This window comes from Pseudomonas sp. ZS1P83 (genome assembly GCF_054897825.1).
Genome location: NZ_CM142706.1, coordinates 960,667 through 987,547, shown reverse-complemented (window position 1 = coordinate 987,547; position 26,881 = coordinate 960,667). Strand labels below are relative to the sequence as shown.

General features: G+C 59.3%; 29 protein-coding genes. 1 reads left to right on the top strand and 28 read right to left on the bottom strand.

Annotated features, from left to right (window positions below; translation table 11 throughout):
- Window positions 1-59: 59 nt before the first annotated feature.
- A protein-coding gene (locus ACYZT0_RS04780) for an IS3 family transposase (protein ID WP_462044847.1) occupies window positions 60-1,279 on the top strand; the annotation gives its coding sequence in 2 pieces (ribosomal slippage) (window positions 60-405 and window positions 405-1,279; 1,221 coding nt in all).
- Window positions 1,280-1,374: 95 nt separating this feature from the next.
- On the opposite strand, the gene flhB is transcribed toward ACYZT0_RS04780, so the two are convergent.
- From flhB to ACYZT0_RS04640, 28 genes are all read right to left on the bottom strand, one after another.
- Window positions 1,375-2,514 (bottom strand): flagellar biosynthesis protein FlhB, encoded by a 1,140-nt coding sequence (gene flhB, locus ACYZT0_RS04775; protein WP_462044846.1) that lies wholly within the window; start codon window positions 2,512-2,514, stop codon window positions 1,375-1,377.
- Window positions 2,515-2,517: 3 nt separating this feature from the next.
- On the bottom strand, window positions 2,518-3,300 hold the full coding sequence (fliR, locus tag ACYZT0_RS04770) for a flagellar biosynthetic protein FliR (protein ID WP_462044845.1): 783 nt from the start codon (window positions 3,298-3,300) through the stop codon (window positions 2,518-2,520).
- Window positions 3,301-3,303: 3 nt separating this feature from the next.
- Window positions 3,304-3,573 (bottom strand): flagellar biosynthesis protein FliQ, encoded by a 270-nt coding sequence (gene fliQ, locus ACYZT0_RS04765; RefSeq protein WP_461973488.1) that lies wholly within the window; start codon window positions 3,571-3,573, stop codon window positions 3,304-3,306.
- Window positions 3,570-4,328 (bottom strand): flagellar type III secretion system pore protein FliP, encoded by a 759-nt coding sequence (gene fliP / locus ACYZT0_RS04760; protein WP_462044844.1) that lies wholly within the window; start codon window positions 4,326-4,328, stop codon window positions 3,570-3,572. Before fliP ends, fliQ begins: the two co-directional genes overlap by 4 nt.
- Entirely contained in the window at window positions 4,328-4,774 is a 447-nt protein-coding gene (gene fliO / locus ACYZT0_RS04755; RefSeq protein WP_462044843.1) for a flagellar biosynthetic protein FliO, read from the bottom strand. The genes fliP and fliO overlap by 1 nt, the downstream gene beginning before the upstream one ends.
- On the bottom strand, window positions 4,775-5,233 hold the full coding sequence (fliN, locus tag ACYZT0_RS04750; RefSeq protein WP_282377495.1) for a flagellar motor switch protein FliN: 459 nt from the start codon (window positions 5,231-5,233) through the stop codon (window positions 4,775-4,777).
- Window positions 5,234-5,302: 69 nt separating this feature from the next.
- A complete protein-coding gene (gene fliM, locus ACYZT0_RS04745) occupies window positions 5,303-6,271 on the bottom strand; it encodes a flagellar motor switch protein FliM (protein ID WP_283190247.1) in 969 nt (322 codons plus the stop codon).
- Window positions 6,272-6,280: 9 nt separating this feature from the next.
- A complete protein-coding gene (fliL, locus tag ACYZT0_RS04740) occupies window positions 6,281-6,781 on the bottom strand; it encodes a flagellar basal body-associated protein FliL (RefSeq protein ID WP_462044842.1) in 501 nt (166 codons plus the stop codon).
- A 219-nt stretch (window positions 6,782-7,000) separates the two neighbouring features.
- Entirely contained in the window at window positions 7,001-8,356 is a 1,356-nt protein-coding gene (locus ACYZT0_RS04735; RefSeq protein WP_462044841.1) for a flagellar hook-length control protein FliK, read from the bottom strand.
- A 105-nt stretch (window positions 8,357-8,461) separates the two neighbouring features.
- Window positions 8,462-8,809: an Hpt domain-containing protein gene (locus ACYZT0_RS04730; RefSeq protein WP_462044840.1), complete on the bottom strand. Its 348-nt coding sequence runs from the start codon at window positions 8,807-8,809 to the stop codon at window positions 8,462-8,464.
- 30 nt (window positions 8,810-8,839) lie between these two features.
- Window positions 8,840-10,546: an ATP-binding SpoIIE family protein phosphatase gene (locus tag ACYZT0_RS04725; protein ID WP_462044839.1), complete on the bottom strand. Its 1,707-nt coding sequence runs from the start codon at window positions 10,544-10,546 to the stop codon at window positions 8,840-8,842.
- A gap of 5 nt (window positions 10,547-10,551) precedes the next feature.
- Window positions 10,552-10,857, bottom strand: a complete 306-nt coding sequence (locus tag ACYZT0_RS04720) for an STAS domain-containing protein (protein ID WP_462044838.1) — start codon at window positions 10,855-10,857, stop codon at window positions 10,552-10,554.
- Between the two features lie 229 nt (window positions 10,858-11,086).
- Window positions 11,087-11,536, bottom strand: a complete 450-nt coding sequence (gene fliJ, locus ACYZT0_RS04715; RefSeq protein WP_462044837.1) for a flagellar export protein FliJ — start codon at window positions 11,534-11,536, stop codon at window positions 11,087-11,089.
- A gap of 6 nt (window positions 11,537-11,542) precedes the next feature.
- Complete coding sequence (fliI, locus tag ACYZT0_RS04710) at window positions 11,543-12,901, bottom strand: flagellar protein export ATPase FliI (RefSeq protein ID WP_462044836.1); 1,359 nt, start codon at window positions 12,899-12,901, stop codon at window positions 11,543-11,545.
- Entirely contained in the window at window positions 12,891-13,700 is an 810-nt protein-coding gene (fliH, locus tag ACYZT0_RS04705; RefSeq protein ID WP_462044835.1) for a flagellar assembly protein FliH, read from the bottom strand. Before fliH ends, fliI begins: the two co-directional genes overlap by 11 nt.
- A 7-nt stretch (window positions 13,701-13,707) precedes the next feature.
- On the bottom strand, window positions 13,708-14,727 hold the full coding sequence (gene fliG / locus ACYZT0_RS04700; protein ID WP_282377484.1) for a flagellar motor switch protein FliG: 1,020 nt from the start codon (window positions 14,725-14,727) through the stop codon (window positions 13,708-13,710).
- A complete protein-coding gene (fliF, locus tag ACYZT0_RS04695) occupies window positions 14,720-16,507 on the bottom strand; it encodes a flagellar basal-body MS-ring/collar protein FliF (RefSeq protein WP_462044834.1) in 1,788 nt (595 codons plus the stop codon). The genes fliG and fliF overlap by 8 nt, the downstream gene beginning before the upstream one ends.
- A gap of 14 nt (window positions 16,508-16,521) precedes the next feature.
- A complete protein-coding gene (gene fliE, locus ACYZT0_RS04690) occupies window positions 16,522-16,851 on the bottom strand; it encodes a flagellar hook-basal body complex protein FliE (protein WP_461965193.1) in 330 nt (109 codons plus the stop codon).
- A gap of 147 nt (window positions 16,852-16,998) precedes the next feature.
- The gene (gene fleR, locus ACYZT0_RS04685; protein ID WP_462044833.1) at window positions 16,999-18,384 is read right to left on the bottom strand and encodes a sigma-54-dependent response regulator transcription factor FleR; all 1,386 of its coding nucleotides are present in this window, start codon (window positions 18,382-18,384) and stop codon (window positions 16,999-17,001) included.
- A 5-nt stretch (window positions 18,385-18,389) separates the two neighbouring features.
- Window positions 18,390-19,595, bottom strand: a complete 1,206-nt coding sequence (locus tag ACYZT0_RS04680) for a sensor histidine kinase (protein WP_462044832.1) — start codon at window positions 19,593-19,595, stop codon at window positions 18,390-18,392.
- 128 nt (window positions 19,596-19,723) lie between these two features.
- Complete coding sequence (locus ACYZT0_RS04675) at window positions 19,724-21,199, bottom strand: sigma-54 dependent transcriptional regulator (RefSeq protein ID WP_462044831.1); 1,476 nt, start codon at window positions 21,197-21,199, stop codon at window positions 19,724-19,726.
- 172 nt (window positions 21,200-21,371) lie between these two features.
- On the bottom strand, window positions 21,372-21,668 hold the full coding sequence (locus ACYZT0_RS04670; protein WP_462040781.1) for a flagellar protein FliT: 297 nt from the start codon (window positions 21,666-21,668) through the stop codon (window positions 21,372-21,374).
- A gap of 10 nt (window positions 21,669-21,678) precedes the next feature.
- On the bottom strand, window positions 21,679-22,074 hold the full coding sequence (fliS, locus tag ACYZT0_RS04665) for a flagellar export chaperone FliS (RefSeq protein WP_461973501.1): 396 nt from the start codon (window positions 22,072-22,074) through the stop codon (window positions 21,679-21,681).
- Window positions 22,075-22,205: 131 nt separating this feature from the next.
- Window positions 22,206-23,624: a flagellar filament capping protein FliD gene (gene fliD, locus ACYZT0_RS04660; RefSeq protein WP_462044830.1), complete on the bottom strand. Its 1,419-nt coding sequence runs from the start codon at window positions 23,622-23,624 to the stop codon at window positions 22,206-22,208.
- Window positions 23,625-23,706: 82 nt separating this feature from the next.
- Window positions 23,707-24,081, bottom strand: a complete 375-nt coding sequence (locus ACYZT0_RS04655) for a flagellar protein FlaG (protein ID WP_462044829.1) — start codon at window positions 24,079-24,081, stop codon at window positions 23,707-23,709.
- Window positions 24,082-24,153: 72 nt separating this feature from the next.
- Window positions 24,154-25,005 (bottom strand): flagellin domain-containing protein, encoded by an 852-nt coding sequence (locus ACYZT0_RS04650; protein ID WP_461973504.1) that lies wholly within the window; start codon window positions 25,003-25,005, stop codon window positions 24,154-24,156.
- Window positions 25,006-25,249: 244 nt separating this feature from the next.
- Window positions 25,250-25,516 carry a hypothetical protein gene (locus ACYZT0_RS04645; RefSeq protein ID WP_462044828.1) on the bottom strand — a complete coding sequence of 89 codons (267 nt, stop codon included), beginning with the start codon at window positions 25,514-25,516 and terminating at the stop codon, window positions 25,250-25,252.
- Complete coding sequence (locus ACYZT0_RS04640; protein ID WP_462044827.1) at window positions 25,513-26,805, bottom strand: motility associated factor glycosyltransferase family protein; 1,293 nt, start codon at window positions 26,803-26,805, stop codon at window positions 25,513-25,515. The genes ACYZT0_RS04645 and ACYZT0_RS04640 overlap by 4 nt, the downstream gene beginning before the upstream one ends.
- Window positions 26,806-26,881: the final 76 nt, after the last annotated feature.

Sequence of the window (26,881 nt, the reverse complement as noted above, 5' to 3'; positions counted from 1 at the left end):
CATGAAAGACAGGACACCGTTTCCCCCTTACGATAAGGGATAGGCAAACGGTTATGTTTATGACTAATAGCAACGATAAGAGTGGGGAGCTTTTGGGTCAGGAGCGGCGCCGCCGCTGGAGCCCAGAGCAAAAACTGGCCATGGTTCGCGAGAGCCTTGAGCCCGGACAAAGCGTTTCGGTGGTGGCCCGGCGCAACGGCATAAATGCCAACCAGCTGTTCCTGTGGCGCAAGCTTTACCAGGACGGCAGCCTGTCGGCGGTCAGTGCTGGCGAGGCCGTGGTGCCGGCCTCCGAGCTGAGTGATGCGCTCAAGCAGATCCGTGAACTGCAACGGATGCTGGGCAAGAAAACGATGGAAGCAGAAATCCTCAAAGAGGCCGTGGAGATTGCCCGGTCGCGAAAATGGATTGCGCACTCACCCTTGTTGCCGGGGGACGATCAGTGAAGCTGGTCAGCGAATGTCTCGGTGTGGCGCGCTCGCAATTAACGGTTCGAATCAAGCAATCGGTATCGCCCAAAGTACGGCGAAGCAGGCCTGTGGACGATGCTGCGCTGGTGGTCGAAATCCAGCAACAGGTCAGCGAGCTTCCCAGCTATGGCTACCGTCGTGTCTGGGGATTGCTGCGTCGCGCCCGTGAAACCCAGTTGCTGCCAGCGATCAACGTGAAGCGGGTTTACCGGGTGATGCGTGACCACAACCTTTTGCTTGAACGCCGGATCAAACAGCCCGGCGTGCCGCGTCGGCACGAAGGCCGTATTGCCGTGGAAACCAGCGATACGCGTTGGTGCTCGGACGGCTTTGAGTTCCGCTGCGAGGACGGCGCAAAACTGAGCGTGACCTTCGCCCTGGATTGCTGTGATCGCGAAGCCATCGGCTGGGTCGCCAGCCCGACCGGGTACAGCGGCGATGATATCCGCGACTTGATGCTGGAAAGCGTGGAGAAGCGCTTTGGTGATCAACTGCCCACCACGCCGGTACAGTGGCTAAGCGATAACGGCTCGGCATACACGGCCGAACAGACGCGCCTGTTTGCTCGGCAGATCGGTTTGCAACCGGTGACCACACCTGTGCGCAGTCCGCAGAGCAACGGCATGGCAGAGAGCTTTGTGAAGACGATCAAGCGTGATTACGTGGCGCACATGCCCAAGCCTGATCGGGAAACAGCGTTGCGTAACCTGGCCATTGCCTTCGAACACTACAACGAGCAGCATCCGCACAGCGCCTTAAACTATCGCTCACCGAAAGAGTTCAGGCGCTTGGCGGCAGCAACAATTTAACGGGGAGTTGGTGTCCGGTTTTGTAGGGGCAAGTCCATGTCAGAACTAACAGGTAAGCGGTGTTTTCAGACAGACGGAAGAATCTGTGGGAGAAATCAGGAATCGCGCCGCAAGTCCGGCGGGATCGGCAGATCGCCCTTGAGCGGATCCGGGCGCTTGCCTTTGCCGGCGCGGTGCTGGCGGATCTGGTAGACGTAAGCGAGCACCTGGGCGACGGCAAGGTACAGCCCGCCAGGGATTTCCTGATCAAGTTCGGTGGAGTAGTAGATCGAACGCGCCAGCGCTGGCGACTCAAGCAGCAGCACTTCGTTGGCCACAGCGATTTCACGGATCTTCAAGGCCAGGAAGTCGCTGCCCTTGGCGATCAGCATCGGTGCCCCGCCCTTGTCCGGATCGTACTTGAGCGCTACGGCGTAGTGGGTCGGGTTAGTGATGACCACATCGGCGTCGGGGATCGCCGCCATCATCCGGCGCTGGGACATGTCGCGCTGTAGCTGGCGAATCCGTTGTTTGACCTCCGGCCGCCCTTCCTGATCCTTATGCTCGTCGCGCACTTCCTGCTTGGTCATCAGCAGTTTCTTGTGGCTCTCCCAGAGCTGCACTGGCACGTCCACCGCTGCGATGATGATCAGCCCGCAAGCCATCCACAAAGTGCTCCAGCCGACCACTTGCAGGCTGTGGATGATCGCCTGGTCCAGCGGTTCGTGCGCAATGCGCAACAGGTCGTCGATGTCGGCAGACAACACTGCCAGGGCTACGAACAACACGATCAGGAATTTTGCAAAGGCCTTGATCAGTTCTACCAGGGCTTTGGTGGAGAACATCCGCTTGATGCCGCTGAGGGGATTCATGCGGCTGAATTTGGGCGCCATGGTGCTGGCCGAGAACAGCCACCCCCCCAGAGAAATCGGGCCTATCAACGCCGCCAGCACCAGGGAGATCATAATGGGCTGAATCGCCCACAAGGCAATCTGCCCGGAGTGCAACAGGTAGGTCGCCATCGAGCGCTGATCCAGAATCACTTCCCGTGACAGCGAGAAGTTCATGCGCATCAGCTCCATGAGATCCTGAGCCAGGGCACCGCCGAAAATCAGCAACGCGCTGGCACCGATGAGCATGATCGCCAGCGTATTGAGCTCCTTGGAGCGGGCAATCTCGCCCTTCTCACGGGCGTCCTTCTTCTTTTTCTCCGTGGGGTCTTCTGTTTTGTCCTGACCGCTTTCGCTCTCGGCCATGGCTCAGCTCGCCCGTGCCAGCTCGCGTAAAAACTGCAGGGCCTCGGAGGCCAGCGGTTGATACTGATTGAGAATGTCCGCCAGCCCGACCCAGACGATGAACAGCCCGAGCACCAGCGTCAGCGGGAAGCCGATGGAAAAGATGTTGAGTTGCGGCGCCGCCCGGGTCATCACCCCAAACGCAATGTTGACCACCAGCAACGCGGTGATCGCCGGCAGCACCAGCAGCAGTGCAGCGCCAAGCACCCAGCCGAGCTTGCCGGCCAGCTCCCAGAAATGATTGACCATCAACCCGCTACCGACCGGCAATGTAGTGAAGCTTTCGGTGAGGACTTCGAAGACCACCAGGTGGCCGTTCATGGACAGAAACAACAGCGTCACCAGCATGGTGAAGAACTGCCCGATCACCGCCACAGACACACCGTTGGTAGGGTCGACCATAGACGCGAAGGCCATACCCATCTGGACGGCGACAATTTGTCCCGCCACCACAAAAGCCTGAAAGAACAGCTGCAAGGAGAATCCGAGCACCCCGCCCACGAGGACCTGCTCGGCAATCAGCAGCAGGCCGCTCAAGTCCAACATACTGACCGGTGGCATGGGGGGCAGACCGGGAGCGATGACCACGGTAATGGCCACCGCGAAATATAGACGGACCCGCCGGGGCACCAGAGTCGTACCGAACACCGGCATGACCATCAGCAACGACCCGACGCGAAACAGCGGCAACATGAAGGTCGCCACCCAGGTACTGATCTGGGTATCGGTCAGCTGGAGCAGTGACATGGCTTAGCCGATGACCTGAGGAATGCTGCCGTACAACTGCAGGATGTATTCCATGAAGGTCTGCACCAGCCAGGGGCCAGCGACGATCAGCGTCACCAGCATCACCAGCAGGCGCGGCAGGAAGCTCAGGGTCTGTTCGTTGATCTGGGTGGCAGCCTGGAACATCGCCACCAGCAGGCCCACGATCAAACTCGGGATCACCAGCACAGCAACCAACAGGGTGGTCAGCCAGAGCGCTTCCCGAAAGATGTCTACCGCCACTTCCGGCGTCATGGCGATACACCGCCGAAGCTGCTAGCCAGTGTGCCGATGATCAACGCCCAGCCATCCACCAACACGAACAGCATGATCTTGAATGGCAGAGAAATGATCAGCGGCGACAGCATCATCATCCCCATGGCCATCAGCACGCTCGCCACGACCATATCGATAATCAGGAACGGTATGAAGATCATGAAGCCAATCTGGAACGCGGTTTTCAGCTCGGAGGTCACGAAGGCCGGCACCAGAATGGTCAGCGGCGCCTGATCCGGCGAGGCGATGTCGGTACGCTTGGACAGGCGCATGAACAGTTCAAGGTCGCTGCTGCGTGTCTGCGCAAGCATGAAGTCCTTGATCGGCACCTGAGCCTTGGCCACAGCATCCTGGGCGGTCAGTTTTTCCGCCAGATACGGCTGCAAGGCATCCTGGTTCACACGGTCAAACACGGGCGCCATGATGAACAGCGTCAGGAACAGCGCCATACCCGTGAGGATCTGGTTCGACGGCGTCTGCTGCAGGCCAAGGGCCTGACGCAGGATCGAAAAGACGATGATGATCCGGGTAAAACTGGTCATCAGCATGACGAACGCCGGGATAAAACTCAGCGCGGTCATGATCAGCAGGATTTGCAGGCTGACCGAGTATTCCTGAGCGCCGTTGGCATTGGTGCCCAGGGTGATCGCCGGGATCGATAACGGATCGACGGCGAACGCCAGCGGTGCGGCCAGCATCAGGGCCAGCGTCAAGACGATGCGTAACGCACCCATTACTTCTTATCCTTCTGATCCTTGCCCATCAGCTCCATCAGGCGCTGGGCAAACTCGGGGGTCGCTTTTTCAGTACCGCTGGGCACTTGCACCGGCTCCTTGAGCACATGCAACGCAGTGATGGTGCCGGGGCTCAAGCCAAGCAGAATCTGCTCGTTGCCGACCTGCACCAGCATCAACCGGTCGCGAGGGCCCAGCGCGCGGGAACCGATCAGCTCGATCACCTGCCCTTTGCCGGCCGGCCCGGCCTGTTGCACCCGACGCAGTAACCAGGCGAGGAAGAAGATCAACCCCAGCACCAGCAGTAAACCGAACACCAACTGTGTCAATTGCCCGCCCACACCACTGCTGACCGCGGCGGCGGTGGCGGTGGCAGCGGTGGCAGCCGGCTCGGCAGCCAAAACACTGAACGGCAAGGCAAGCAGAGCGCCCAGAACCTTTTTCACTTAGCGCAGCTTCTTGATGCGTTCGCTTGGGCTGATCACGTCGGTCAGGCGGATGCCGAACTTCTCGTTGACCACCACCACTTCGCCGTGAGCGATGAGCGTGCCGTTGACCAGCACGTCCAACGGTTCACCGGCCAGACGATCGAGCTCGATGACCGACCCCTGGTTAAGTTGCAGCAGGTTACGGATGTTGATGTCGGTGCTACCGACTTCCATGGAAATCGATACCGGGATATCGAGGATCACGTCCAGGTTCGGACCGTCCAGGGTGACTGGATTGTTGTTTTTCGGCACGCTGCCGAACTCTTCCATCGGCAGACGGTTGGACGGCGAACTGGCGGCGTCGGCGGCCAGCAAGGCGTCGATGTCGTCCTGCCCGGCATCGCCGGTTTCTTCCAGGGCAGCAGCCCATTCATCGGCCAGCGCCTGGTCGTCCTGGGTATTCATATCGTCAGCCATCATGTGTCCTCGGCGGGCAACCATTCAATTAGAAGCCGTCAGTTAAAAGCGAATGTGTGCGAGCGCCAATCAACGGCGCTCGATCGGCTCGATCACTTGCAACGCGAGGTTGCCTTTGTGCGAGCCCATCTTGACCTTGAACGCAGGCACGCCGTTGGCGCGCATGATCATCTCTTCCGGCATCTCGATCGGGATAATGTCCCCCGGCTGCATGTGCAGAATGTCCCGCAGGCGCAACTGACGACGGGCAACCGTGGCACCGATCGGTACGTCAACGTCCAGCACGTCCTGGCGCAAGGCATTGACCCAGCGCTCGTCCTGATCGTCGAGGTCCGACTGGAAGCCGGCGTCGAGCATTTCGCGTACCGGTTCGATCATCGAGTACGGCATGGTCACGTGCAGGTCGCCGCCGCCGCCATCGAGTTCGATGTGGAACGTCGACACCACAATGGCTTCGCTCGGACCGACGATGTTGGCCATGGCCGGGTTCACTTCCGAGTTGATGTACTCGAAGTTCACTTCCATGATCGCCTGCCAGGCTTCCTTCAAATCGACGAAGGCCTGCTCCAGCACCATGCGCACCACACGCAGTTCGGTCGGAGTGAATTCACGCCCTTCGATCTTTGCGTGGCGGCCGTCGCCGCCGAAGAAGTTGTCCACCAGTTTGAACACCAGTTTGGCGTCGAGGATGAACAGCGCGGTGCCGCGCAACGGTTTGATCTTGACCAGGTTGAGGCTGGTCGGCACGTACAGCGAGTGCACGTATTCGCCAAACTTCATCACCTGCACGCCACCGACGGCAACGTCCGCCGAGCGGCGCAGCATGTTGAACATGCTGATGCGGGTGTAGCGGGCGAAACGCTCGTTGATCATCTCCAGGGTCGGCATGCGTCCACGGACGATGCGATCCTGGCTGGTCAGGTCGTAGCTTTTGACGCTGCCGGGTTCGGCAGCGGTATCGGTCTGCACCAGACCATCGTCGACGCCATGCAACAGCGCATCGATCTCATCCTGGGACAGCAGGTCCTGCACGGCCATGTCGTGTTCCTACTGCAGTACGAAATTAGTGAAGAGCAACTGTTCGATGACCACTTTACCGAGTTCTTTCTGCGCCACTTCCTGGACGCTGGCCGTGGCTTTCTGACGCAACATTTCCTGCCCGACCGGCGACGCCAGGGTGGCGAAGTCCTGCCCGGAGAACAGCATGACCAGGTTATTGCGGATGACAGGCATGTGGACTTTGAGCGCTTCCAGATCGGCCTGATTGCGCCCCTGCATGGTGATGCTCACCTGCATGTAGCGCTGACGACCGTTCTGGTTATAGTTGGCCACAAAGGCCGGAGCCATGGGCTCGAAAATCGCTGGCTGCTTGCCGACCGGCGCGGTTTCGGCCGCGGCGGCAGGCTTGCTCTCGGCGCTGTGCATGAAGAACCAGGTCGCCCCCACGGACAAACCAATCGCCAGCAGCAGGGCCACCACGATCACGATGATCAGCTTGATCTTCCCTTTGGTTGCGGGGTCTTTTACTGCTGCTTCGCTCTTCGCCATGCCAATAATCCGTCACTATTCGGGTTTTCACAGTCGCACGGCAAGGCAAGAGCAAGTGTTATGCCAGAAGTGTCTGAGGGAAAACTGGAAGGACAGTTTGATCGTTCCCACGCTCTGCGTGGGAATGCGCCCCGTGACGCTCCGCGTCACATGCAAGAGCGGACGCGGAGCGTCCATTGAGGCATTCCCACGCAGAGCGCGGGAACGACCGGAGAGAAATCAGGCGTAGTAGTCGACTGCGCTCGAGCCGATGACGCTGGTGGTGCTGGCCGCAACTTCGGCAACGCTAACCGCAAGCTCGTCGTCCATGGAATCGAGGCGACCACCGCTGGCGTTGGTACGCCCGCCCTGGCCTTGGCCCTGTTGAGCCTGATCCTGCCCCTGACCTTGCCAACCACGGGACTGGTCGGACACATTGACGTCGACCTGGCCCATGCCCTGCTGCGCAAACATGTCACGCAAGCGGTGCATTTGCCCGTCCAGCGCTTCGCGAACGCCTGGATGGGCGCTCATGAAAGTCACCTGAGTCTGCTGATCCGGAACCATGTTCACTCGAATGTCCAGGCGCCCCAGTTCGGCCGGTTGCAACTGGATGTCGGCCGCCTTGAGATTGGCACTGGACAGGTACATGACCCGGTTCACTACTTCTTCGGTCCAGCCGCTCTGGTGCATGGCGATCGGCTGGTTCACCGGCAAGGCATTGGCGGTTTTCGGCGTGGCCGCCTGGGTCAGCGCCGCCAGACGATTGGCAAAATCATCGACCCGGGTATCGCTGCTCGCGGATTTCAGATCCTTGAGACCGTCATCGATAAGACCGCTGAAGGCCTTGTCGCCGCCCTGGCCGGTGCTGTCCTTGTCGGCTTGCACATCGAGCATGCTCGCCATGCCCGCGGCAAAATTCTGCGCCGAGGTCGAGTCGCCGTCGGCCTGAGCCTGGGTCGAGGTCGGTGCCGCTTTGGGCTGAGCCTGACTGGAAGCGGAAACGTGCCCGCTCTGCTCCATGGCCATGCGCACGGCTGGCAGCGCGTCGAGGGGATCGGCTTCTGGGTCGAAATCGGTGTCAGTGGTTGCGGCGGGAAAGATTGCCGCCGTAACGGCCGCAGCGATCGGCGATTCAACCTGCGCGGCGGCTACCAATGGCGGAGTCGTCGGCACTGGCACTGCCGGCTGGACTGCCTGCATCAATGCAGGATCGAGAGTCGGGTCGACAGGCGCGGCATCGACGACCGACGTTTCAGCCGGATCCGAGGCTTCATCGCTGGCAGCCTTGTCGTCAGCCGGCGCCGGTTTATCGGCGGGCAAGGATTTGCCGCTATCGGCAACCGCGGGTTCCGGGGCGGCAGACTTGTCGTTGTCGACGTCCTTTTTTCCAGGGCTGTCCGGGGTTTTATCGCGTACCGGCTTTGCCGATCCGTCAGACACGGCAGAGGGCTTGTTCTGGGCTTGATTGGCGTAGACCTGAGCGAAGCTTGACGCCTCCCCAGGCTCGGCGGCCAGTGCCGGTGTATTGGCGGAGGCAGCTTGAGTCTTGGCCTGCGCGGCGGCCTGAAGCAGCATATTGGGGGTAACGGGCATGGAACGGTCTCCGCTGCACTGGGATCGTAGGTACAGTTAACGAAGATTATTGCAAAGGTCGCGCCAGGTTTGAGTGCCCGGCGCTAAAAGCGCCGGACGGTCGTCTCAGTCAGCAAGAGAGCGCTGGCGCTCGGCTTCATAGAGCGGTCGAACAATGGCAAATTCGCCATCAATTTCGCCCACCAGTTTTTCAATTCCGGCGAGGCTTTCTTGCTTGGCGCGTTGCTCCAGCTCATTGCACAACTCAGCCAGGCGAATGGCGCCCATATTGCTGCTACTGCCTTTGAAACTATGGGCAGCATTCATGAGTTGCGCGGCATCATCAGCGTTTCGCAAGATGCGCAAACGCTCTTCGGAATCGGCGATGAAGGTATCCAGCAACATCGGATACTGATCCTCCATGACCTCTTGCAACGCGCTCAGCACGTCGCGGTCCAGGTGTGTGTCAGCCACTTGCTCACTCCTTGATCAAGAATGCGTGGATTATGCCAGAGCCTCCCAGATAAATTCCACGCGAGCACTTCGACCATTATCGGACCAACTCGCATTGTGGCCCAACTGACGGATCAGACTGACGCCACGTCCCGACAGACGGACGCCATCGACGGGCCGCTCCATCACCCGCGCGACATCGAAACCCTTGCCACTGTCTTCGACCCGAACTGTCAGGCAGCCGCCCTCGCCCCTCGGGACAACCTGCAAATGCACCCGCACAAAGCCGTCCTGCAAATCGTCCAGGCGCGTTTTGCGCTGTTGATAATAGCGAGTAAAACCCGAGGCATCGCGTTTGAGCGCCGAGTCCAGCCCCAGTACGCCATGCTCCAGGGCATTGGAATACAGTTCGGCCAAAACACTGTAGAGCGCCCCGCTCTGAGCCCGCAGACCGTGGACCTCAAGCAGCAATTGCAGAAGATACGGCAGTGGATTGAAACGTCTGAGCGTGGCGGCGCGAAACTCAAAACTCACTGACCAGTCCAGCGGGCAGGACTGGCCGCTGTCGGAATACACCAGCGCCGGCGGGCTCAGTTGCGCGGCGTCCAGCAGACTGACCTCGACCATGCTCACGTCATCGCGGGCCTCGCCGCGAAAGTCCCGCAACGCCTGCTCGATCTCTTCGAACAACTCATCAGGCTGATGATTGGCCGCAAACACTTGCTGCAATCGTTCCATACCAAACAACTGTTCGTTCGCATCGCAAGTATCGATCACCCCGTCGGACAACAGGAAGACCCGATCCCCGACCGCCATCGGAAACACCTCGGTGCGGTCATTAAACGATTGCGGGCTCAGCACGCCGAGCGGCAAATGCCGAGCCTTCAGCGCCGTGCGCTCACCGTTGGCGATGCTGTGCAGGTAACCGTCCGGCATCCCGCCGTTCCAGACCTCCACCGAGCGCCGCTGAAAACTCAGGCACAGCAGGGTTGCACAACAGAACATGTCCACCGGCAGGATGCGCTTGAGCTTGGCATTCATCTCGCGCAAGGTTTCGGACAGGCCGTACCCCTTGGCGGTCATGCCGTAGAAGACTTCGGCCAAGGGCATCGCACCGACCGCAGCCGGCAATCCGTGGCCGGTGAAATCACCGAGCAGCACATGCATGTCACCGGTCGGAGTAAACGCAGCCAGCAGCAGGTCGCCGTTGAACAGCGCATAGGGCGATTGCAAGTAGCGAATATTGGGTGCATTCAGGCAGCCGGAGTGGGCCACCTTGTCGAATACGGCCTTGGCCACTCGCTGCTCGTTGAGCAGGTAGTCGTGGTGCCTGGCGATCTGGTCACGCTGCTGCAACACCGTGGCCTGCAACCGCCGCAAGCGATCCATCGCCTTGATCTTGGCGGCGAGGATCACCTGGTTGTAGGGCTTTGCCAGAAAGTCGTCGCCCCCGGCCTCCAGACAGCGGGCCAGCGCTTCGCTTTCGGTCAGCGAGGTGAGGAAGATGATCGGCACCAGGGTTTCCCCGGCCAATACCTTGATCTGTCGCGCCGCCTCGAAACCGTCCATCACTGGCATCATGGCGTCCATGAGTACCAGTTGCGGTCGCTGTTGGCGAAACGCTTCAACGGCTTCGGCACCATTGGCGGCCGTCAGCACCTCATGGCCCTGGCGACGGACGATGGTCGACAGCAGCATGCGATCGGCCGCGCTGTCTTCAGCGATCAGGATCGTCAGCGGCTCGAACAAGGACTGCATGGCGGTCACGCCACGTCGAAGATTTGTTCGAAGTTGGAAATGGCGAGAATCTTGCGCACATCTGCATTTGCGTTGGTCAACGTGATCTCGGCATTCTCGCCACCGGCGTGATCACGCAATAGCAGCAACATGCCGAGCGCTGAGCTGTCGAGGTAGGTGGCCTCTTTGAGATCCACCTCGAAGGATTCAGGTTTTGGCTGAAGATTTTCGTAGGACTCGCGAAATTCCTGATGCTTGGCGAAATCGAATCGTCCCTTGATCGATATCGTCAGTTTTTGCCCATCTTGAGATACTTCTGTAACAACTGACATTGAACGGCTTCCTTGTCATTGGTGAACGTACGTGTACAAGGTTTAGCACTTGGCGGGGATGGGGGCAAGGCTGGAAAGTTGTGAAGTCTTCGAGTACGCCTTCGCGGGCAAGCCTTGCTCCCACAGGTTTGGTGTTGTTCGTGATTATTGTTGAACACACCAAACCTGTGGGAGCAAGGCTTGGTCCGGGCGGCGATCCGACGAAGAACGATAACGCGGTCTACGTGATTCAATACGGATCCTGACGCGGTAACCGCTGGGACAACTCATCCAGCAGCTTTTGCTCGCGCCGGTCTTCCAGCCGCCGCGCCTCATCCATATAGCGCGACACCAGTTTGCGCAAGCCTTCGACCCGGGCAAAAGCCTGTTGCCAGCTTTCGCGCGCCTTGTTCAGATTGTTTTGATGCCACACGAGGCTTTGTCGCTGCTGGTCGATGGCGGTGCCCAGTTGCGCAAGGAAGCCTTGATAACCCAGCAGCCATTGGCCCGACACGCCACTGCTGCCGCGCACGATCCATTGTTCCTGATAATCGAGGCGAAACGCTTCGAGGTCGGCGAGCTTGCTTTCTGCCAGACGAACCTGCCCTTGGAAGTGCCCCAGGCGCTGGACCGCCGCTTTCTCGACCTTTTCAGCCATTTCGACCACGGGGGCCAGGCGCGATGCTCGGCTCTGGGCCATGGCCGGTTACCCGCCGGCCGCGGGGGCGAAGATCGACGCGAGATACGCTTCGCTTTCGCCCAGGCTGATACTGTCGTTCAGGCCCTGGCGCAGGTATTTGACCAGCTGCGGTTGCAGGGAGATCGCCAGATCGGTTTCCCGATCACCACCCGCAACGTAGGCGCCGACGCTGATCAGGTCTCGACTCTGTTGATAACGAGACCACAGCTGCTTGAAATACTGAGCGCGAGTCATGTGCTCCGGCGATACCACCGACGGCATGACCCGGCTGATGGACGCTTCGATATCGATGGCCGGGTAATGACCTTCCTCGGCCAGGCGCCGGGACAGCACAATGTGCCCATCGAGCACGCCTCGCGCGGCGTCGGCAATCGGATCCTGCTGGTCATCGCCTTCGGACAATACGGTGTAGAACGCGGTGATCGAACCGCCGCCCTTCTCGGCATTACCGGCCCGCTCAACCAGTTTCGGCAGCTTGGCGAACACCGATGGCGGATAACCCTTGGTCGCTGGTGGTTCCCCGATGGCCAGGGCGATTTCTCGCTGGGCCTGGGCGAATCGGGTCAGGGAATCCATGAGCAACAGGACGTTTTTGCCCTTGTCGCGGAAATACTCGGCAATTCGCGTGCAGTACATGGCAGCCCGCAGACGCATCAGTGGCGCATCGTCCGCCGGGGACGCCACGACGACAGAACGCTTGAGCCCTTCTTCACCGAGGATGTGCTCGATGAACTCTTTAACTTCACGACCCCGCTCACCGATCAACCCGACGACGATGATGTCGGCCTCGGTGAAGCGGGTCATCATGCCCAGCAACACACTCTTACCCACGCCGGTACCGGCGAACAGGCCGAGTCGCTGGCCACGGCCGACTGTCAACAAACCGTTGATGCAGCGAATACCCACATCCAGCGGCTCACTGATGGGTTCGCGCTTGAGCGGGTTGATGGTCGGGCCGTCCATCGGCACCCAATCTTCAGCCTTCATCCCGCCCTTGCCGTCCAGCGCGCGACCGGCGCCATCGAGCACCCGCCCGAGCATGCTCATGCCCATCGGCAGACGACCGGTATCAGCCAGAGGAACCACTCGGGCACCGGGAGCGATGCCGGCCACGCTGCCGACGGGCATCAGAAACACCTTGCTGCCGGAGAAGCCCATGACTTCGGCTTCGACCTGTACCGGGTGATAACTGTCGTCATTGATGACCATGCAGCGGCTGCCCATGGCGGCGCGCAAGCCTTCGGCTTCGAGGGTCAGGCCGACCATGCGCAGCAAGCGGCCTTCAAGGATCGGCGCGCCTTCCAGCTCCGTGGCCTCGGCGTAGCTGCCGAGACGCTTGGCGAAGCTGGTGCGATCAAGGCGCATCGGGGTCGTCCAGTTCGGGTTCGACCGGCGCGATCGTTGGTTTCTCGTCAATCGGCAGTTCCAGGCTCAGGTCCGGCGCGGCCGGGTGCAATGCCTGTTCGTGCAATTGATCGAACAGCTTGTCCATGACCCGCGCAACGCGGGTTTCGACCGTGGCGTCGATACGGCTGTGTTCAGTCTCGACCCGGCAACCACCGGGCAATAATGCCTCGTCCTCGACGATGCGCCAGGTTTCTTCATGGCGTTCGCGCAGGGTTTTGACCTGTTCGAAATCTTGCGGATTGATGTACAGCCGCACATTGCCCACGCCCAGCGGCAAGAGCTTGAGAGCCTCGCGCATGACGCGTTCGATCTGCGTCGAGTCGATGGCCAGTTCGCGCTGAATCACCTGTTTGGTGATGTGCTGCACAAGGTCGACCAGGGACTTTTCGATCAGCGTGTCCTGTTCGGCAATGGGCTCGAACAGATGCCCCATCAATTGCTCCAGAGCAGCAATCTTGGCGGTCAGCGCCACTTCGGCTTCCTGACGCACCTTGAGCGCGGTGCTGTGAAAACCTTCTTTCTCACCCGTGGCGAAGCCTTCGTTGTAGGCCTCCTGGCGAATGCTTTCGAGCTCTTCGAGGGTCAGTGGCTGCACTTCTTCCAGCGGCACTTCTTCCATTTCCGGAGGCTCGGGCTCAGGTTCAGGCTCGGGCTCCGGCACAAAAGGGTCGAAACTGGGCAGCGACCAGACGTCAAAACCACCGACGTCCTTGGCACGGATCAGGTCGGTGTTGGACTCATCATGTTTGGACGACATAGTGACCTTAGATCATCTCTTCGCCGCCCTTCCCGCCGAGAACGATTTCTCCGGCTTCGGCCATACGGCGGGCAATGGTGAGGATTTCTTTCTGCGCGGTTTCCACGTCGCTGACACGCACCGGGCCTTTGGCCTCGAGGTCGTCGCGCAACAGTTCGGCCGCCCGTTTGGACATGTTCTTGAAGATCTTCTCTTTGACGCCTTCGTCCGAACCTTTGAGGGCCAGCACCAGCACGTCGGAGGACACTTCGCGCAACAGGGCCTGAATCCCGCGATCGTCGACATCGGACAGGTTGTTGAACACGAACATGAGGTCTTCGATCTGACCGGACAGGTCTTCGTCGACTTCGCGGATCGAGTCCATCAGCTGACCTTCGATCGAGCTGTCGAGGAAGTTCATGATATCTGCCGCACGCTTGATGCCACCCAGGGTGGTGCGCGCGGCGTTCGAGTTGCCGGAGAACTGCTTCTCGAGAATCTGGTTGAGTTCTTTCAGGGCCGCAGGCTGCACAGTGTTCAGCGAGGAAACCCGCAGAATGATGTCCAGACGCACCTTGTGGTCGAAGTTACCGAGCACTTCACCGGCCTGGTCTGGGTCGAGGTACGCCACGACAATCGCCTGGATCTGCGGGTGCTCGTAACGAATCACGTCGGCGACGGCGCGCGGCTCCATCCACTTCAAGCTGTCGAGGCCGCTGGTGTTGCCGCCCAGCAGGATGCGGTCGATCAGGCCGTTGGCCTTGTCTTCGCCCAGTGCCTGGGTGAGCATTTTGCGCACGTAGTCGTCGGAGCCGACGCCGAGGCTGGTCTGGTCGCCGACGATGTCGACGAACTCGCTCATCACCTGCTCGACTTGCTCGCGGTGCACGTTGCCCATTTGTGCCATGGCCACACCCACACGCTGGACCTCTTTGGGCCCCATGTGGCGCAGCACCTGGGCGGCGTCGGTTGAACCCAGCGACAGCAGCAGAATCGCGGCTTTGTCGACCTTGGACAGTTTGGCGGCAACGGCTCGGTTATCACTCATCTGCGTTAATCCACTCTTTCACGACCTGGGCCACGCGACCCGGATCTTCTGCCACCAGACTCTTGATTGCGTTCAACTGTGCGTCATAGCCTTCGCTCGGGCTCGGCAGCAGGATGCTGGTCGGGCCACCGAGGCTGACGCGGTCGTTGGCCAGTTCGCCGTCCAGACCGCCCATGCCGCCCAGTTCGACGTCGCTACCCAAACCTGCCAGCTGCTTGCCTTTGCCGCCGCCGGTGATGTTGTTGAGCACCGGACGCAGCACACCGAACACCAGCACCAGGATGAACAAGACACCCAGCACTTGTTTGACGATGTCCCAGAACCATGGCTGGGAGTAGAACGCAATATCGGCAATCACTTCACCGCGCTCGGCGGAGAACGGCATGTTGATCACGCTGACGCTGTCGCCACGGCTGGCGTCGAAACCGACCGCGTCCTGCACCAGACGGGTGAAGCGCGCCAGTTCATCGGCGGTCCACGGCGCGCGGCTGGTTTCACCGTTGGCCGCGTTGATCTTGACCTGGTCGTCCACCACCACTGACACCGACAGGCGATTCAAACGGCCTTGCTGTTGTTTGGTGTGGCTGATGGAGCGGTCGAGCTCGAAGTTCTTGGTGGATTGTTGACGCTTGTCCGCCGGGTACGGTGCGAGCATAGGCTGGCCGGTGGCCGGGTCCATGATTTGCTGACCGTTGGCATCAATCAATGGCTGGCCTGGCTGCACCATGCCGGCCGACGCGGTAGCGCCACCGGTGGTTTGCGGCGCGGAGGCTGGCGCTGGTGGCTGGTTGCTCAAAGCACCCGGCACACCTTGCGGGCCATTGCTGGCGGTGCGTTGCTCATTGACCGACTGCTCGCTGCGCAAGGCAGGTTGATCCGGGTTGAACTGCTCGGAGGTCGACTCGACAGCACTGAAATCCACGTCGGCCGAGACTTCCGCTTTATAGCGATCGTTGCCCAGCACCGGTTGCAGGATGTTGTGCACGCGCTGAGTCAGCATGCTTTCCATGCGCCGGCTGTAATCGAATTGCTTGCCGGCCATGGTCAGTTCGGAGTTCTCCGCCTGATCCGACAGCAGGTTGCCCTTCTGGTCGACGACGGTGATCTGGGATTTGCTGAGTTCGGGAACGCTGGTGGCCACCAGGTTGATGATCGCCAGCACCTGGCCAGGTTCCAGTGAACGGCCGGAATACAGCTCCACCAGAATCGAAGCGCTCGGCTTGCGCTCGTCGCGCACGAACACCGAACTTTTCGGAATCGCCAGGTGCACGCGGGCACCCTTGACGTTGTTCAGGCTGGAGATGGTGCGGGCCAGTTCGCCTTCGAGACCGCGACGATAACGGGTCGCCTCCATGAACTGGCTGGTACCGAGGCCCTGGTCCTTGTCGAGAATTTCAAAACCGATGTTGCCATCGCTGGGAGTGACACCAGCGCCCGCCAGTTTGATTCGCGCACGGGACAGGTCATCAGCCTTGACCAGCAAGGCACCGGAATTCGGTTCAACGGTATAGGGAATGTCAGCTGCAGCCAGCGTATCCATGACCTGCTTGGCGTCCATACCGGCAAGACTGCCGTACAGAGGTCGGTAGTCCGGCTGCTGGGACCACAACACCACGGCAAAGCCAATCGCCACGCTCGCCGCCAGGCCGACCAACAGGCCCACCTGACGCAACATGGTCATCTCGGAGAGGTTTTCCAGGAAGGACAACCCGAACAGCGGCGGCTTGCCGTCTATTGGAGTGGCCTTGGCCGGAACATTATCGGCGACTGCTTCTGCCATGACTCAATTCGTCCTTAAACCGGCATCTGCATGATGTCTTGGTATGCCTGAACCAGCTTGTTGCGTACTTGCGTCAACGCTTGAAAAGACACGCTGGCCTTCTGCGAGGAAATCATCACGTCCGTCAGGTCGACGCCGCTCTTGCCGATCTCGAAGGCACTGGCCAACTGACTGGACGCCTGCTGGGTGTCGTTCACTTTATTGACGGCTTGACCGAGCATGTCGGCAAAGCTGCTGCCACCCAGTTGAGGGACTGCGGCAGTCGATTTCGACGCAGACATGGCATCCATTTGCATGGAGCGCATGTCCAGCATCAATCGATTAAATTCAATACCTTGACTCATGGTCTACTCTCTTTGACGAGCTACGTCTTTGGCGACCCGCAATTTTTTGACGCTCACTCGGCGGGTAGTGAGGTGTTAGCAACAAGGGTGCCAGCTCCGTGGCCGTTCTGAACAAAAGCCGTCCCGGGCTTTCCTGTTGCTAACGAATCAGGTGGCGAACAAATAAGCTTCCACGTCCATTCCGGCATCACGCATCTGCGCCAGCTTGTAACGCAGGGTGCGCGGACTGATGCCCAAACGCTCGGCGGCCTCTTTGCGACGGCCGCGCTCGGAGCGCAAGGTGTCGATGATCATCTGGAATTCACGGCGACGCAGGTCATCACCCAGTGCCCCGGCCGACTCGGATTCGACCTCCACGACCCGCACGGACGTCGGCATCAAGGCTGGCAACGGCGCACAGGCGACCGGCCCGGCCAGACAGAAATCCTCAGGCTGTATCAAACCGCCCTGCTGCAGGATCAGCGCCCGCTGAATCGCGTTATCCAACTCACGCACATTACCCGGCCATGGATAACCGATCAGACACGCCTGTGCCTCAGGCGACAGCCTTGCCGCGGCATGCTTCATTTTATTGACGTACTTGGCCAGCAGACGCTCAGCCAGCGGCAGGATGTCGGCGGTACGCTCGCGCAATGGACGCCAGGCCAGCGGAAACACCGAGAGGCGATAGTAAAGGTCTTCACGAAAACGCCCCGCCGCCACTTCCCCTGCCAGGTCACGATTGGTGGTCGCGACGACTCGAATGTCCAGCGTAATCGGCTTGCGCGCCCCCACCCGCTCGACCTCGCGCTCTTGCAACACGCGCAGCAACTTGGCCTGGAGGCCCAACGGCATTTCGGAAATTTCGTCGAGCAGGATGGTCCCGCCATCAGCCTGTTCGAACTTGCCGGCCTGAGCCGCGATGGCACCGGTGAACGAGCCCTTCTCATGACCGAACAGCGTGGCCTCGAGCATGTTGTCGGGGATGGCTGCGCAGTTGATCGCAATGAACGGCTGACTGGCACGATGGGAGTGCTGATGAATGTAACGCGCCAGCACTTCTTTACCGGTCCCGGACTCGCCGGAGATCAATACCGTGGAATCACTGCGCGCCACCCGCGCAGCCAGTTCCAGCAATTGAGCACTGGCCGGCTCGAAGGCTACAGGCCCCTCGCACTCGGACGCGCCGAGACTGCCCAGCGCATGACGCGCCACCAGATCCAGCAACGCCTTGGGCTCGAACGGTTTGACCAGGTAATCCGCCGCGCCTTGTCGCATCGCATCGACTGCCCGCTCCACGGCGCCGTGAGCCGTCATCAGCAACACAGGCAGTTGCGGCTGACGAGCGCGCAGCAACCCGAGCAGTTGGTGGCCGTCCATGCCCGGCATGTTGACGTCACTCAGCACCAGGTTGAACGCCTCGGAACCGACCGCTGCCAGCGCCTCTTCCGCCGAACCGACGGCTTTGAAATCGTGCCCGGCGAGCAATAGCGTATCGGCCAATGCTTCGCGTAGCGCGCGGTCATCCTCGACCAGTAAAACCTTGATTGCCATGTCCTTCACTCCGATCCCTGAGCGCTGTGCTTTTCACCACAAAAAAGCGGCAGGATCACCTGCGCACACGTGCCGCGACCCAGCCGCGAGTGCAGTTGCAATTCTCCCTGATGGGCCCGCGCCACTGACTTGACCACGGTCAGGCCGAGGCCGGTTCCGGTGGTTTTAGTGGTAAAGAAGGGTTCACCCAGGCGCGCCAGTACTTTCGTATCGATGCCGCTACCGCTGTCGCTGACCGATACACGCAGGTTGTTGTCACGGGTATAGAGATGGACTTTCAACCGGACGTCGCCGGCACTGGCCTGGATGGCGTTCTCGATCAGGTTCAGGATCGCCCCGACCAGTGTGTCGCGATTGCACAGCAACTCGCCGGAATGGCTGTCGCATTGCCAGCGAATCGGCAGGTCCTGCACATGGGTCAGTGCGGCAGCCTGCAGCGACTGCATCAGCACCTTGGGCGTGACCCGATCAGTCAGCGGCAGCTCGCCACGAGCGAACACCAGCATGTCGCGAACCTGATGTTCCAGTTCATGCAGACGCTCTTTCAGGCGCCCGGCAAAACGCTGCTGGGTCTCGACCGGCAGCTCCTGCTCAGTCAAATGACTGGCGTAGAGCAAGGCGGCGGATAACGGTGTACGAATCTGATGAGCCAGCGAGGCGACCATTCGGCCGAGGGACGAGAGTCGTTCGTGGCGGGCCAGCTGATCTTGCAGATGACGGGTTTCAGTCAGGTCGTTGAGCAACACCAACTGGCCGGGCTCGGCATCCAGCGAGCGGGTGGCGATCGACAAGCGCCGACCGTCCTTGAGAGAAATTTCATGACCGTCGTCTTCACGGGGCGCAAAGCAGCGGGCAATGACATGACGCCACAGCTCGCCTTCGAGGGGCAGGCCGAGCAGTTCGCAGGCAGCGGGATTGGCTTCGCGCACGATGCCTTGAGCGTCGATGACAATGACGCCGCCGGGCAACAGATCAAGGAGATTTTGCAGCCGGTTGGCCAGGCGTTCTTTTTCCGCCAGTTCTTGCATGCGCTGAGCGCTGACGAACGCCAGCTCACCCTTGAGCTCGGTGACCCGGGCCTCAAGCATGCTGTAAGAGTCAGTCAATTGGCTCGACATCTGGTTGAACAGCGTAAACGCCTGCTCAAGACCAAGCCGGCTCGTCTGCTCTACGGACGACGGTTGCCCCGAAGCGTCAGGGGCAGGAGACATCTGGGCGGCTTGGGGCATCGTGCTCTCTCGCTTGGCTGACCGTCAGTTAAACGGAACGTTGCGAGGGATGTAGCAATACCCGTGCCTAAAAAAAACCGCCTATAAATGAAGGACTTGAAAAACAGGCGTCAATCATCCGCCTGTTCATCACCGTCACGACGGCTCATGCCGTACTTGCGCATCTTTTCCACCAGTGTGGTGCGACGAATTCGCAGCCGCTCTGCCGCGCGAGCGACGATGCCATTGGCATCATCCAGCGCTTGCTGAATCAGCCCTTGTTCCAGACCACCGAGGTAGTCCTTCAGGTCCAGGCCTTCCGGCGGCAGCAGGGCCCCAGCAGAGAAATCCGGGGCATGACCGTTGATGGCCACCCGCTCTTCGAGATCGCTGCGCAGGCTGTCGACCAGTTGCTCGTCTTCATCGTCGACGTAACGGAATTTCTTTGGCAATTCGACCACGCCGATCACTCCGTACGGATGCATGATCGCCATGCGCTCCACCAGGTTGGCGAGTTCGCGGACGTTGCCCGGCCAGCCGTGACGGCACAGCGACATGATCGCCGCGGAATTGAAACGGATCGAACCACGCTTCTCGTGCTCCATGCGCGAGATCAACTCGTTCATCAGCAGAGGAATGTCTTCGACACGTTCGCGCAGTGGCGCCATCTCGATCGGGAACACGTTCAGGCGGTAGTACAAGTCTTCGCGGAAGGTGCCGATCTCGATCATGCTTTCGAGATTCTTGTGGGTCGCGGCGATGATGCGAACGTCGACGCTCTGGGTCTTGTTGCTGCCCACGCGCTCGAAGGTGCGCTCCTGCAACACGCGCAGCAACTTGACCTGCATCGGCAACGGCATGTCGCCGATTTCATCGAGGAACAGGGTGCCGCCGTTGGCCAGTTCGAAACGCCCGGCGCGGCTGGTGATTGCACCGGTGAATGCGCCCTTTTCATGGCCAAACAGTTCGCTTTCCAGCAACTCGGCCGGGATCGCCCCGCAGTTGACCGGAACGAACGGTGCGTTACGACGCTTGGAGTGATAGTGCAGGTTGCGCGCAACCACTTCCTTGCCGGTCCCGGACTCGCCGAGGATCAGCACGCTGGCGTCGGTGTCGGCAACTTGCTGCATCATCTGACGGACGTGTTGAATCGCCCGGCTGGTGCCGACAAGACTACGGAAAAGATTGGGTTCGCGATGACGACCGCGCTCACGGGCCTGGTCGTACATCTCGCGATAGACCTGGGCACGGTGCAGGGAGTCGAGCAATTTGCTGTAGCTGGGTGGCATTTCGAGGGTCGAAAGCACTCGCCGACGCTGGTCTTCTGGTAAGTCAATGGAAGAATTATCGCCCATTAACAAAACCGGAAGGAACTCATCCCAGGTAGAGAGTGTCTTTAACAAGCCCGTAAGTGCGCCAGGAGCATTGACTGTCCCGATGAGGACACAGATCACTTCACGACTTGACGACAATGAGCCGACGGCCTGCTGCCAGTCATGGCTACCGCAGGGTAAATTTTCTTCGCCAAGAAAATTTAAAATCACGGCCAAGTCGCGGCGACGGACGCTATCGTCATCAATCAGCAGAATTTTGGTTTCACGCCACATGCAATTGCAACTTCCCTAGTCAACTCAATGCCCAAAATGAGGGGCAAGCTAGACGCTTGCAGACACGTTATGCCTGTAGACGCCTGAAATCTGGAAACAGCCACTAGTTAAGTCAAAAAACCGTGCACAGTCAAATTTATGGCGCACTATGTTTGGATTAACCGGGGATTAATTAACCAAACAGATGGTAAACCTTTGCCGCGTTCTGTGCTTGGTGGATCTGCGACATCTCGTCGACTATCGCTTGCCTCTCCCCTGTCGCTGCCTCCAGAAGCTGTTTATACACCCCCAGCAACTCCTCGAGGTTGTCGCGCAACGCGGCCTCGTCCACCGAAGCTTCACTCAAGACGTCTTCCATGCAGGAACGGCAAGCCAGGTCCAGTTCACCAATGGCTTCCCAGTTACGCTCTGCCAAAGCACCGACCAGCCCATCACGGGTTTGTTCGATTCGCTGCAATACAAGACTCATGGTGATCTCCTTAGAACTGCGGACCTGGCGCGGCGATAGCATCCCAACCTTCTTTCACCGTACGAAGCAAACCAGCGACTTCATCGAGAATCCGCGGGTCGCTTTTGATGTTGGCCTCGGCGAGGCGCTTCATCATGTAAGCGTAAAGACGATCGAGTTCGCCGACTGTTTCAGCCGCCTTTTCAAGATCCAGACCTTCACGCAATCCGCCGATGATGCCGATCGCTTTGCTGATCGACACACCTTTGCCAGGAATGTCTTTGCGCTCCATCGCACCTTTGGCCTGAGCGATACGATCCAGACCGCCTTCCATCAGCATTTGCACCAGACGGTGCGGACTCGCTTCGGACGTCTGGGCTTGCGCCCCTACCTTCTGGTATTGCCGAAGGGCTAACATCGGATTCATGTTCTACCTCATTGCCACTCAATGACTCGTATGACCAGTGTATCGCCTGCGAATCAAAAAACTTTAGATCAGAAGACAAAAACCCGGCGCACCTGAAAGGGTGTGGCCGGGTTTTTGGCGTCAGCTCATGACTAGTTGGACTTCTGTGCGTTCAACGTCTCAAAGAAGCCAGTGATGTTGCTGGCAGTGGCCTTCATCTGGCCGACCAACAGGTCCATCGCATTGTACTTCGCGGTCAGCGAGGCCGTCAGGTTAGTCACCCGCAGGTCCAGTGCCGACTGCTGACTGCTCAGGTCCTTCTGGACCTTGCTCAGGTTGCTGTTGCGCTGATCGAGGATACCGCCTGTCTGGGAGTAAGGAGTGATCGCAGCCGACATACGTGCCAGCAAACCATTTTTTGCGTCAGTCCCGGTGAACAGGGCCTGTACCGAACTACTCATGCCCGGCTTCGCCATGGCGGCGGTGAACTTGGTAGAGTCGAGGGTCAGCGCGCCAGTCTTCTGGTCGGTCTGGATGCCCAACTGCGACAGTACTGACAATTGGCCGCCCGCCCCAGGCGCCACCAGTTCATTGCGCACGGCAGTGATCAGGTTACGTGGCAGAGAGTCACCGGTCATTGCCGCCCCGATGGTCGGGTTGCCTTCATCATCAAGGCTTGGCTTGGTCAGGGAGGTCAGGGTGTTGATCACGCTGTTGTAAGCATCGACGAACGATTGCAGCGAAGTTTTCAGGCCTTCGGTATTGGTGCCTACCGTGACCGTTACCGGTGTCGCACTTTCCGCTACCAAGGTCATGCTGATGCCGCCGACCGCCTGGCTGATCGTGTTGCTTTTGCTGGTGACGGTCAGGCCATCAATGGTGACCTTTGCATCCTTGGCCAAACCACCAATGTTGCCGGAAGCACCGGCGGCTGGAGTGTTCCCCAAACTATTGGCACCGTCGATTTCCAGGCCGGCGATACCGCTGACCTTAAGATCCGAGCCTGCGCCTGTCACCGTTGAACCGATAACCAATCGCGAACCATTGGAATCGGTGACGATGTTGGCGCTGATACCTTTGCCTTGCAGCGTGGTGTTGATCGCGTCACGGGTCGACTGCAAGGTCGCGCCGCTGGCAATGGTCACCGGGTAATCAATACCATTTTGACTGATTTTCAATGTACCAGTCGGAATGGCACTGCTGGCACCGCCGGCAAACGCCGCGCTGGCCACTTTCGAACCGGTTGCCAGGTTGTTCACTACAACGCTATAGCTACCGTTCACCGCCGTGTTATCCGAGGTGACGGTCAACGTCGTCGGCGCGCTCGAAGTCGCGGTAAAACCCGAAAACGCAGGCGCGTCTTTTTTGCCGAGATTCGTCATGGCCGTCTGGAACGCCGCCAGAGCCGATTTCAACGCACCTGTGGCGGAAATCTTCGCCGTGTTGATCGACGTCTGTTTGGTGATCAGCGTCTGCTTGGCCGACTTGTCGGAATTGACCAGCGCGGTCACGATCGAACCGATGTCGAGGCCGGACCCTAGACCCGAACCCGGTAAAATTGGACTTGCCATGTGCATCTCCCTATCTGTGTGTCGCCGGGCTTTTGACCACTAGATGCGGCCAATGAACGTACAAACACGTTTCATGCCAGTGTCAGGCTTTCACATCGAACAACACGTTACTGGCGTTATGCAGGCTTTCAGCCAATTTCATCGCTTCCGCCGACGGAATCTGTCGAATAACTTCACCGGATTCGCTGGCGATCACCTTGACGATGACTTTGCCGGACGTTTCATCGATAGAAAACTCCAGATTACGCTTGACCGACTGAACGAACTTTTCGATCTCCTGAACGGCCATTTTCAACTTATCCGAATTGTCAGAATCCGAGCTTTTACCCGTTGCAGCGACAGCCTGGATGCTTTCGACGCGAGGCTTTTCGGCTGGCTTTTCGGCTGGCTTATCGGTAGTGCTGACCGCCGTTTTCGCGGTCGGGTAAGACAAGTTCAGCTTCACGCTCATGTCCATGACCATCACCTCTTAAACGGAAAAAGCGAGAGAGCACGCAAGCGCACTCCCCCGCCAAAACTCAATCCGAAATTACTGAAGCAGCTTCAGTACAGCGGATGGCAGCTGGTTAGCCTGGGCCAGAACAGCAGTGGAAGCTTGTTGCAGAGTTTGCTGTTTGGTCAGGTTAGCGGTTTCTGCGGCGAAGTCGGTATCTTGTACGCGACCTTGTGCAGCAGTAACGTTTTCAGTGATGTTTTGCAGGTTGGAGATGGTGCTGGTCAGACGGTTTTGCGAAGCACCCAGGTTTGCACGGGTCTTACCGATGGAAGCGATAGCAGCGTCGATCGCGGTGATCGCGTTGTCGATGTTGGTAGCGGCGGCGGCGCTGGTAGCACCGGTCAGAACGGCAGTACCGCTGCCAACCGACAGGCTGACGGCGTCGAACTTGGAGCTCAGGGTCAGGTCGATCTGGTTAGCAGTACCGGTGTTCGAACCCACTTGCAGGGTCATGGTGCCAGCCGAACCGTCCAGCAGGTTTTTGCCGTTCAGGTTGGTCGAAGCCGAGATACGGGTCAATTCGTCAGACATCTGAGCGAATTCGGAGTTGGTTGCAGTTTGGTCAGCAGTACCGTTGGTGCCGTTACGTGCTTGTACAGCCAGTTCACGCATACGTTGCAAAATGTTGGTCGATTCTTGCAGAGCGCCTTCAGCGGTCTGAGCCATCGAAATACCGTCGTTGGCGTTTTTAACTGCAACGTTCTGACCGCGGATCTGGCTGGTCATACGGTTGGAGATTTGCAGGCCGGCAGCGTCGTCTTTAGCGCTATTGATTTTCAGGCCGGAAGACAGACGAGACATCGAAGTCGACAGAGCGTCGGAAGCGCGGTTCAGGTTTTTCTGAACGTTCAACGACGTGGTGTTGGTGTTTACTGTTAAAGCCATGACGAATTCCTCGTTGGTTGGGTACTGCGGCTTCCGGCCCTGGCAACCGCCGGGTATGGCCTAGAGAACCTTCGTAATAGTTATCGTCGGGAATGCAGGTTGCTTGAGGGCTTTTTAAAAAAATATTGCCATCACACTGCCACCCCCTAGAAAACAATGGTTTAGCCCCCCGACCACCCGAAAAATGACGCCATAAAACCGTCCGGCGCCCAAACATCCCAACCAGAGCCGTCACCCGGCTTTTTCAAGCCTGCACGCTTTGCAGCAAATCGACCAATTCGTACTCCATGAAGTCAGCAAGCCCCAGCCAATCCTGGCGCTCCTGGCAGGCCAGCATCTGTGTGAGCACCTGCGCCCACTTAAGCTGAACCTCCCGGGGCGCCGTCGACAACAGTCGCTGCGCCTCATCGAACACATCAACCATGGTCAACGCCGCTTCGACATCGCGGCCCAGCCGAAACAACCCTGCACACTGGCGGCATTCGTTGATGCATTGCGACAGCGCACTCACTGCACGAACTCCTGATTGAACTGCGTGCCGGCAATCATCGCGCCCGCCCGGCTGCTGTTAAAGAAGCGCACCTCGGGGTGCCCGGCGATGTATCGCTCCAGCTCACACAGGTAGCTGCGGAAATTCAGCTGCGTCCTGACGCGCTCGCCATGCCCGTCGCGCACCCAGTGCCGGGCCAGATTTACCCCAGGTCCCAGATCACCATCGCTCCAGCCGGCATGGGTCTTGTTCATGGGGAAGGCGAAGTCGGCGCCAAACAGGGTAATGCGGTCGGCACCCATCTTCACCGCCAGGTCCACGGCCGGATGAATCACACTGCCGCCCACGTACAGTTGCGCCCTGCGGTGCTGGCGACGCAACGTGGCATAGATCGGGCTGGCCGAGTAACCCCCATAGCGCTTGCCCTTCCAGGCTTTCAACACCTGTGGATCACTCATGGGCAGGTACACCAGCGGGATGCCGTCAGAGTCCTCGAAGGGCAAATGCCGGAAGCTGATGCGCTGATCGATGCTCACCACCATGTCTGGCTTGATTCCGTGTTCGCGCAACGGTCGATAAGCGGTGTCGACACACATGAACAGAGGTCGCGGCACCTGTTCGCGTATCGCCGCCAACTGCTCGAAATGCCCTTCCAGGCTGGGCCCGGTGCCGATCACATAGATTTCCCGGTCCGCGCACGTACCGAACAGCTGCGCAACATCGTCGTCGGCGAGCAGCACTTCAAGGCTGTCCTGCAAGCGCTGGAGAATCACCGGGGATTGCGGATCGAAATCGCGGTTGTTGAAACTCAGGTGCACTTCACTGACCAGGCGATCGCGAATCTTCGCGTTGAAGTCGTCTGCCAGCACCATCTCGCAGGGCAGCGCAAAAAACGGTGTGTAGATATCCGCTTGATCACCGGCATATAGCAGCTCCACCCGCGGATCGTCGAGCCATTGCCGCTGGTCGAGCAATTGCAGCACCAACACAAACAGGGCGCCGTTGAGGATGTGTACATACAGCCGCTCAAGCTCGGCACGCTCCAGCAGGACAGTCGGCAAATCGCCGAGGCCAGTGCCATAGACATGCAACTGTGCCTTGCCAGTCGGTAGACTGGCCGCCTGTACGCGGGCTTCATGGACACGATCATGGCGACTGGTGAGCTGAATGCCGCCGATGCTCAGCGTCGAGCCTAGCCCTTCAATCAACTCAGCCTGGACCGAAGCACTGTCTTCCAGCATCAATCGGATATGCAGCGCCGGCCAGCGTCGCTCTATCACCTGAGCATTGTCGTCAAAGCTTTTGCTCATGCTGCCTCGCTCTTCTTACAGGCAAAAAAATAGCGTCCAAGGTTATACCTTGAACGCTATTTTTGTATCGGGGTTG

Coding starts and splice junctions, on each gene's coding strand:
- flhB (WP_462044846.1), bottom strand. CDS start 2,514: ATGGCCGAGAGCGAAAGCGGTCAGGACAAAACAGAAGACCCCACGGAG.
- fliR (WP_462044845.1), bottom strand. CDS start 3,300: ATGTCACTGCTCCAGCTGACCGATACCCAGATCAGTACCTGGGTGGCG.
- fliQ (WP_461973488.1), bottom strand. CDS start 3,573: ATGACGCCGGAAGTGGCGGTAGACATCTTTCGGGAAGCGCTCTGGCTG.
- fliP (WP_462044844.1), bottom strand. CDS start 4,328: ATGGGTGCGTTACGCATCGTCTTGACGCTGGCCCTGATGCTGGCCGCA.
- fliN (WP_282377495.1), bottom strand. CDS start 5,233: ATGGCTGACGATATGAATACCCAGGACGACCAGGCGCTGGCCGATGAA.
- fliM (WP_283190247.1), bottom strand. CDS start 6,271: ATGGCCGTGCAGGACCTGCTGTCCCAGGATGAGATCGATGCGCTGTTG.
- fliL (WP_462044842.1), bottom strand. CDS start 6,781: ATGGCGAAGAGCGAAGCAGCAGTAAAAGACCCCGCAACCAAAGGGAAG.
- ACYZT0_RS04735 (WP_462044841.1), bottom strand. CDS start 8,356: ATGCCCGTTACCCCCAATATGCTGCTTCAGGCCGCCGCGCAGGCCAAG.
- ACYZT0_RS04725 (WP_462044839.1), bottom strand. CDS start 10,546: ATGCAGTCCTTGTTCGAGCCGCTGACGATCCTGATCGCTGAAGACAGC.
- ACYZT0_RS04720 (WP_462044838.1), bottom strand. CDS start 10,857: ATGTCAGTTGTTACAGAAGTATCTCAAGATGGGCAAAAACTGACGATA.
- fliJ (WP_462044837.1), bottom strand. CDS start 11,536: ATGGCCCAGAGCCGAGCATCGCGCCTGGCCCCCGTGGTCGAAATGGCT.
- fliI (WP_462044836.1), bottom strand. CDS start 12,901: ATGCGCCTTGATCGCACCAGCTTCGCCAAGCGTCTCGGCAGCTACGCC.
- fliH (WP_462044835.1), bottom strand. CDS start 13,700: ATGTCGTCCAAACATGATGAGTCCAACACCGACCTGATCCGTGCCAAG.
- fliG (WP_282377484.1), bottom strand. CDS start 14,727: ATGAGTGATAACCGAGCCGTTGCCGCCAAACTGTCCAAGGTCGACAAA.
- fliF (WP_462044834.1), bottom strand. CDS start 16,507: ATGGCAGAAGCAGTCGCCGATAATGTTCCGGCCAAGGCCACTCCAATA.
- fliE (WP_461965193.1), bottom strand. CDS start 16,851: ATGAGTCAAGGTATTGAATTTAATCGATTGATGCTGGACATGCGCTCC.
- fleR (WP_462044833.1), bottom strand. CDS start 18,384: ATGGCAATCAAGGTTTTACTGGTCGAGGATGACCGCGCGCTACGCGAA.
- ACYZT0_RS04680 (WP_462044832.1), bottom strand. CDS start 19,595: ATGTCTCCTGCCCCTGACGCTTCGGGGCAACCGTCGTCCGTAGAGCAG.
- ACYZT0_RS04675 (WP_462044831.1), bottom strand. CDS start 21,199: ATGTGGCGTGAAACCAAAATTCTGCTGATTGATGACGATAGCGTCCGT.
- ACYZT0_RS04670 (WP_462040781.1), bottom strand. CDS start 21,668: ATGAGTCTTGTATTGCAGCGAATCGAACAAACCCGTGATGGGCTGGTC.
- fliS (WP_461973501.1), bottom strand. CDS start 22,074: ATGAATCCGATGTTAGCCCTTCGGCAATACCAGAAGGTAGGGGCGCAA.
- fliD (WP_462044830.1), bottom strand. CDS start 23,624: ATGGCAAGTCCAATTTTACCGGGTTCGGGTCTAGGGTCCGGCCTCGAC.
- ACYZT0_RS04655 (WP_462044829.1), bottom strand. CDS start 24,081: ATGGACATGAGCGTGAAGCTGAACTTGTCTTACCCGACCGCGAAAACG.
- ACYZT0_RS04650 (WP_461973504.1), bottom strand. CDS start 25,005: ATGGCTTTAACAGTAAACACCAACACCACGTCGTTGAACGTTCAGAAA.
- ACYZT0_RS04640 (WP_462044827.1), bottom strand. CDS start 26,805: ATGAGCAAAAGCTTTGACGACAATGCTCAGGTGATAGAGCGACGCTGG.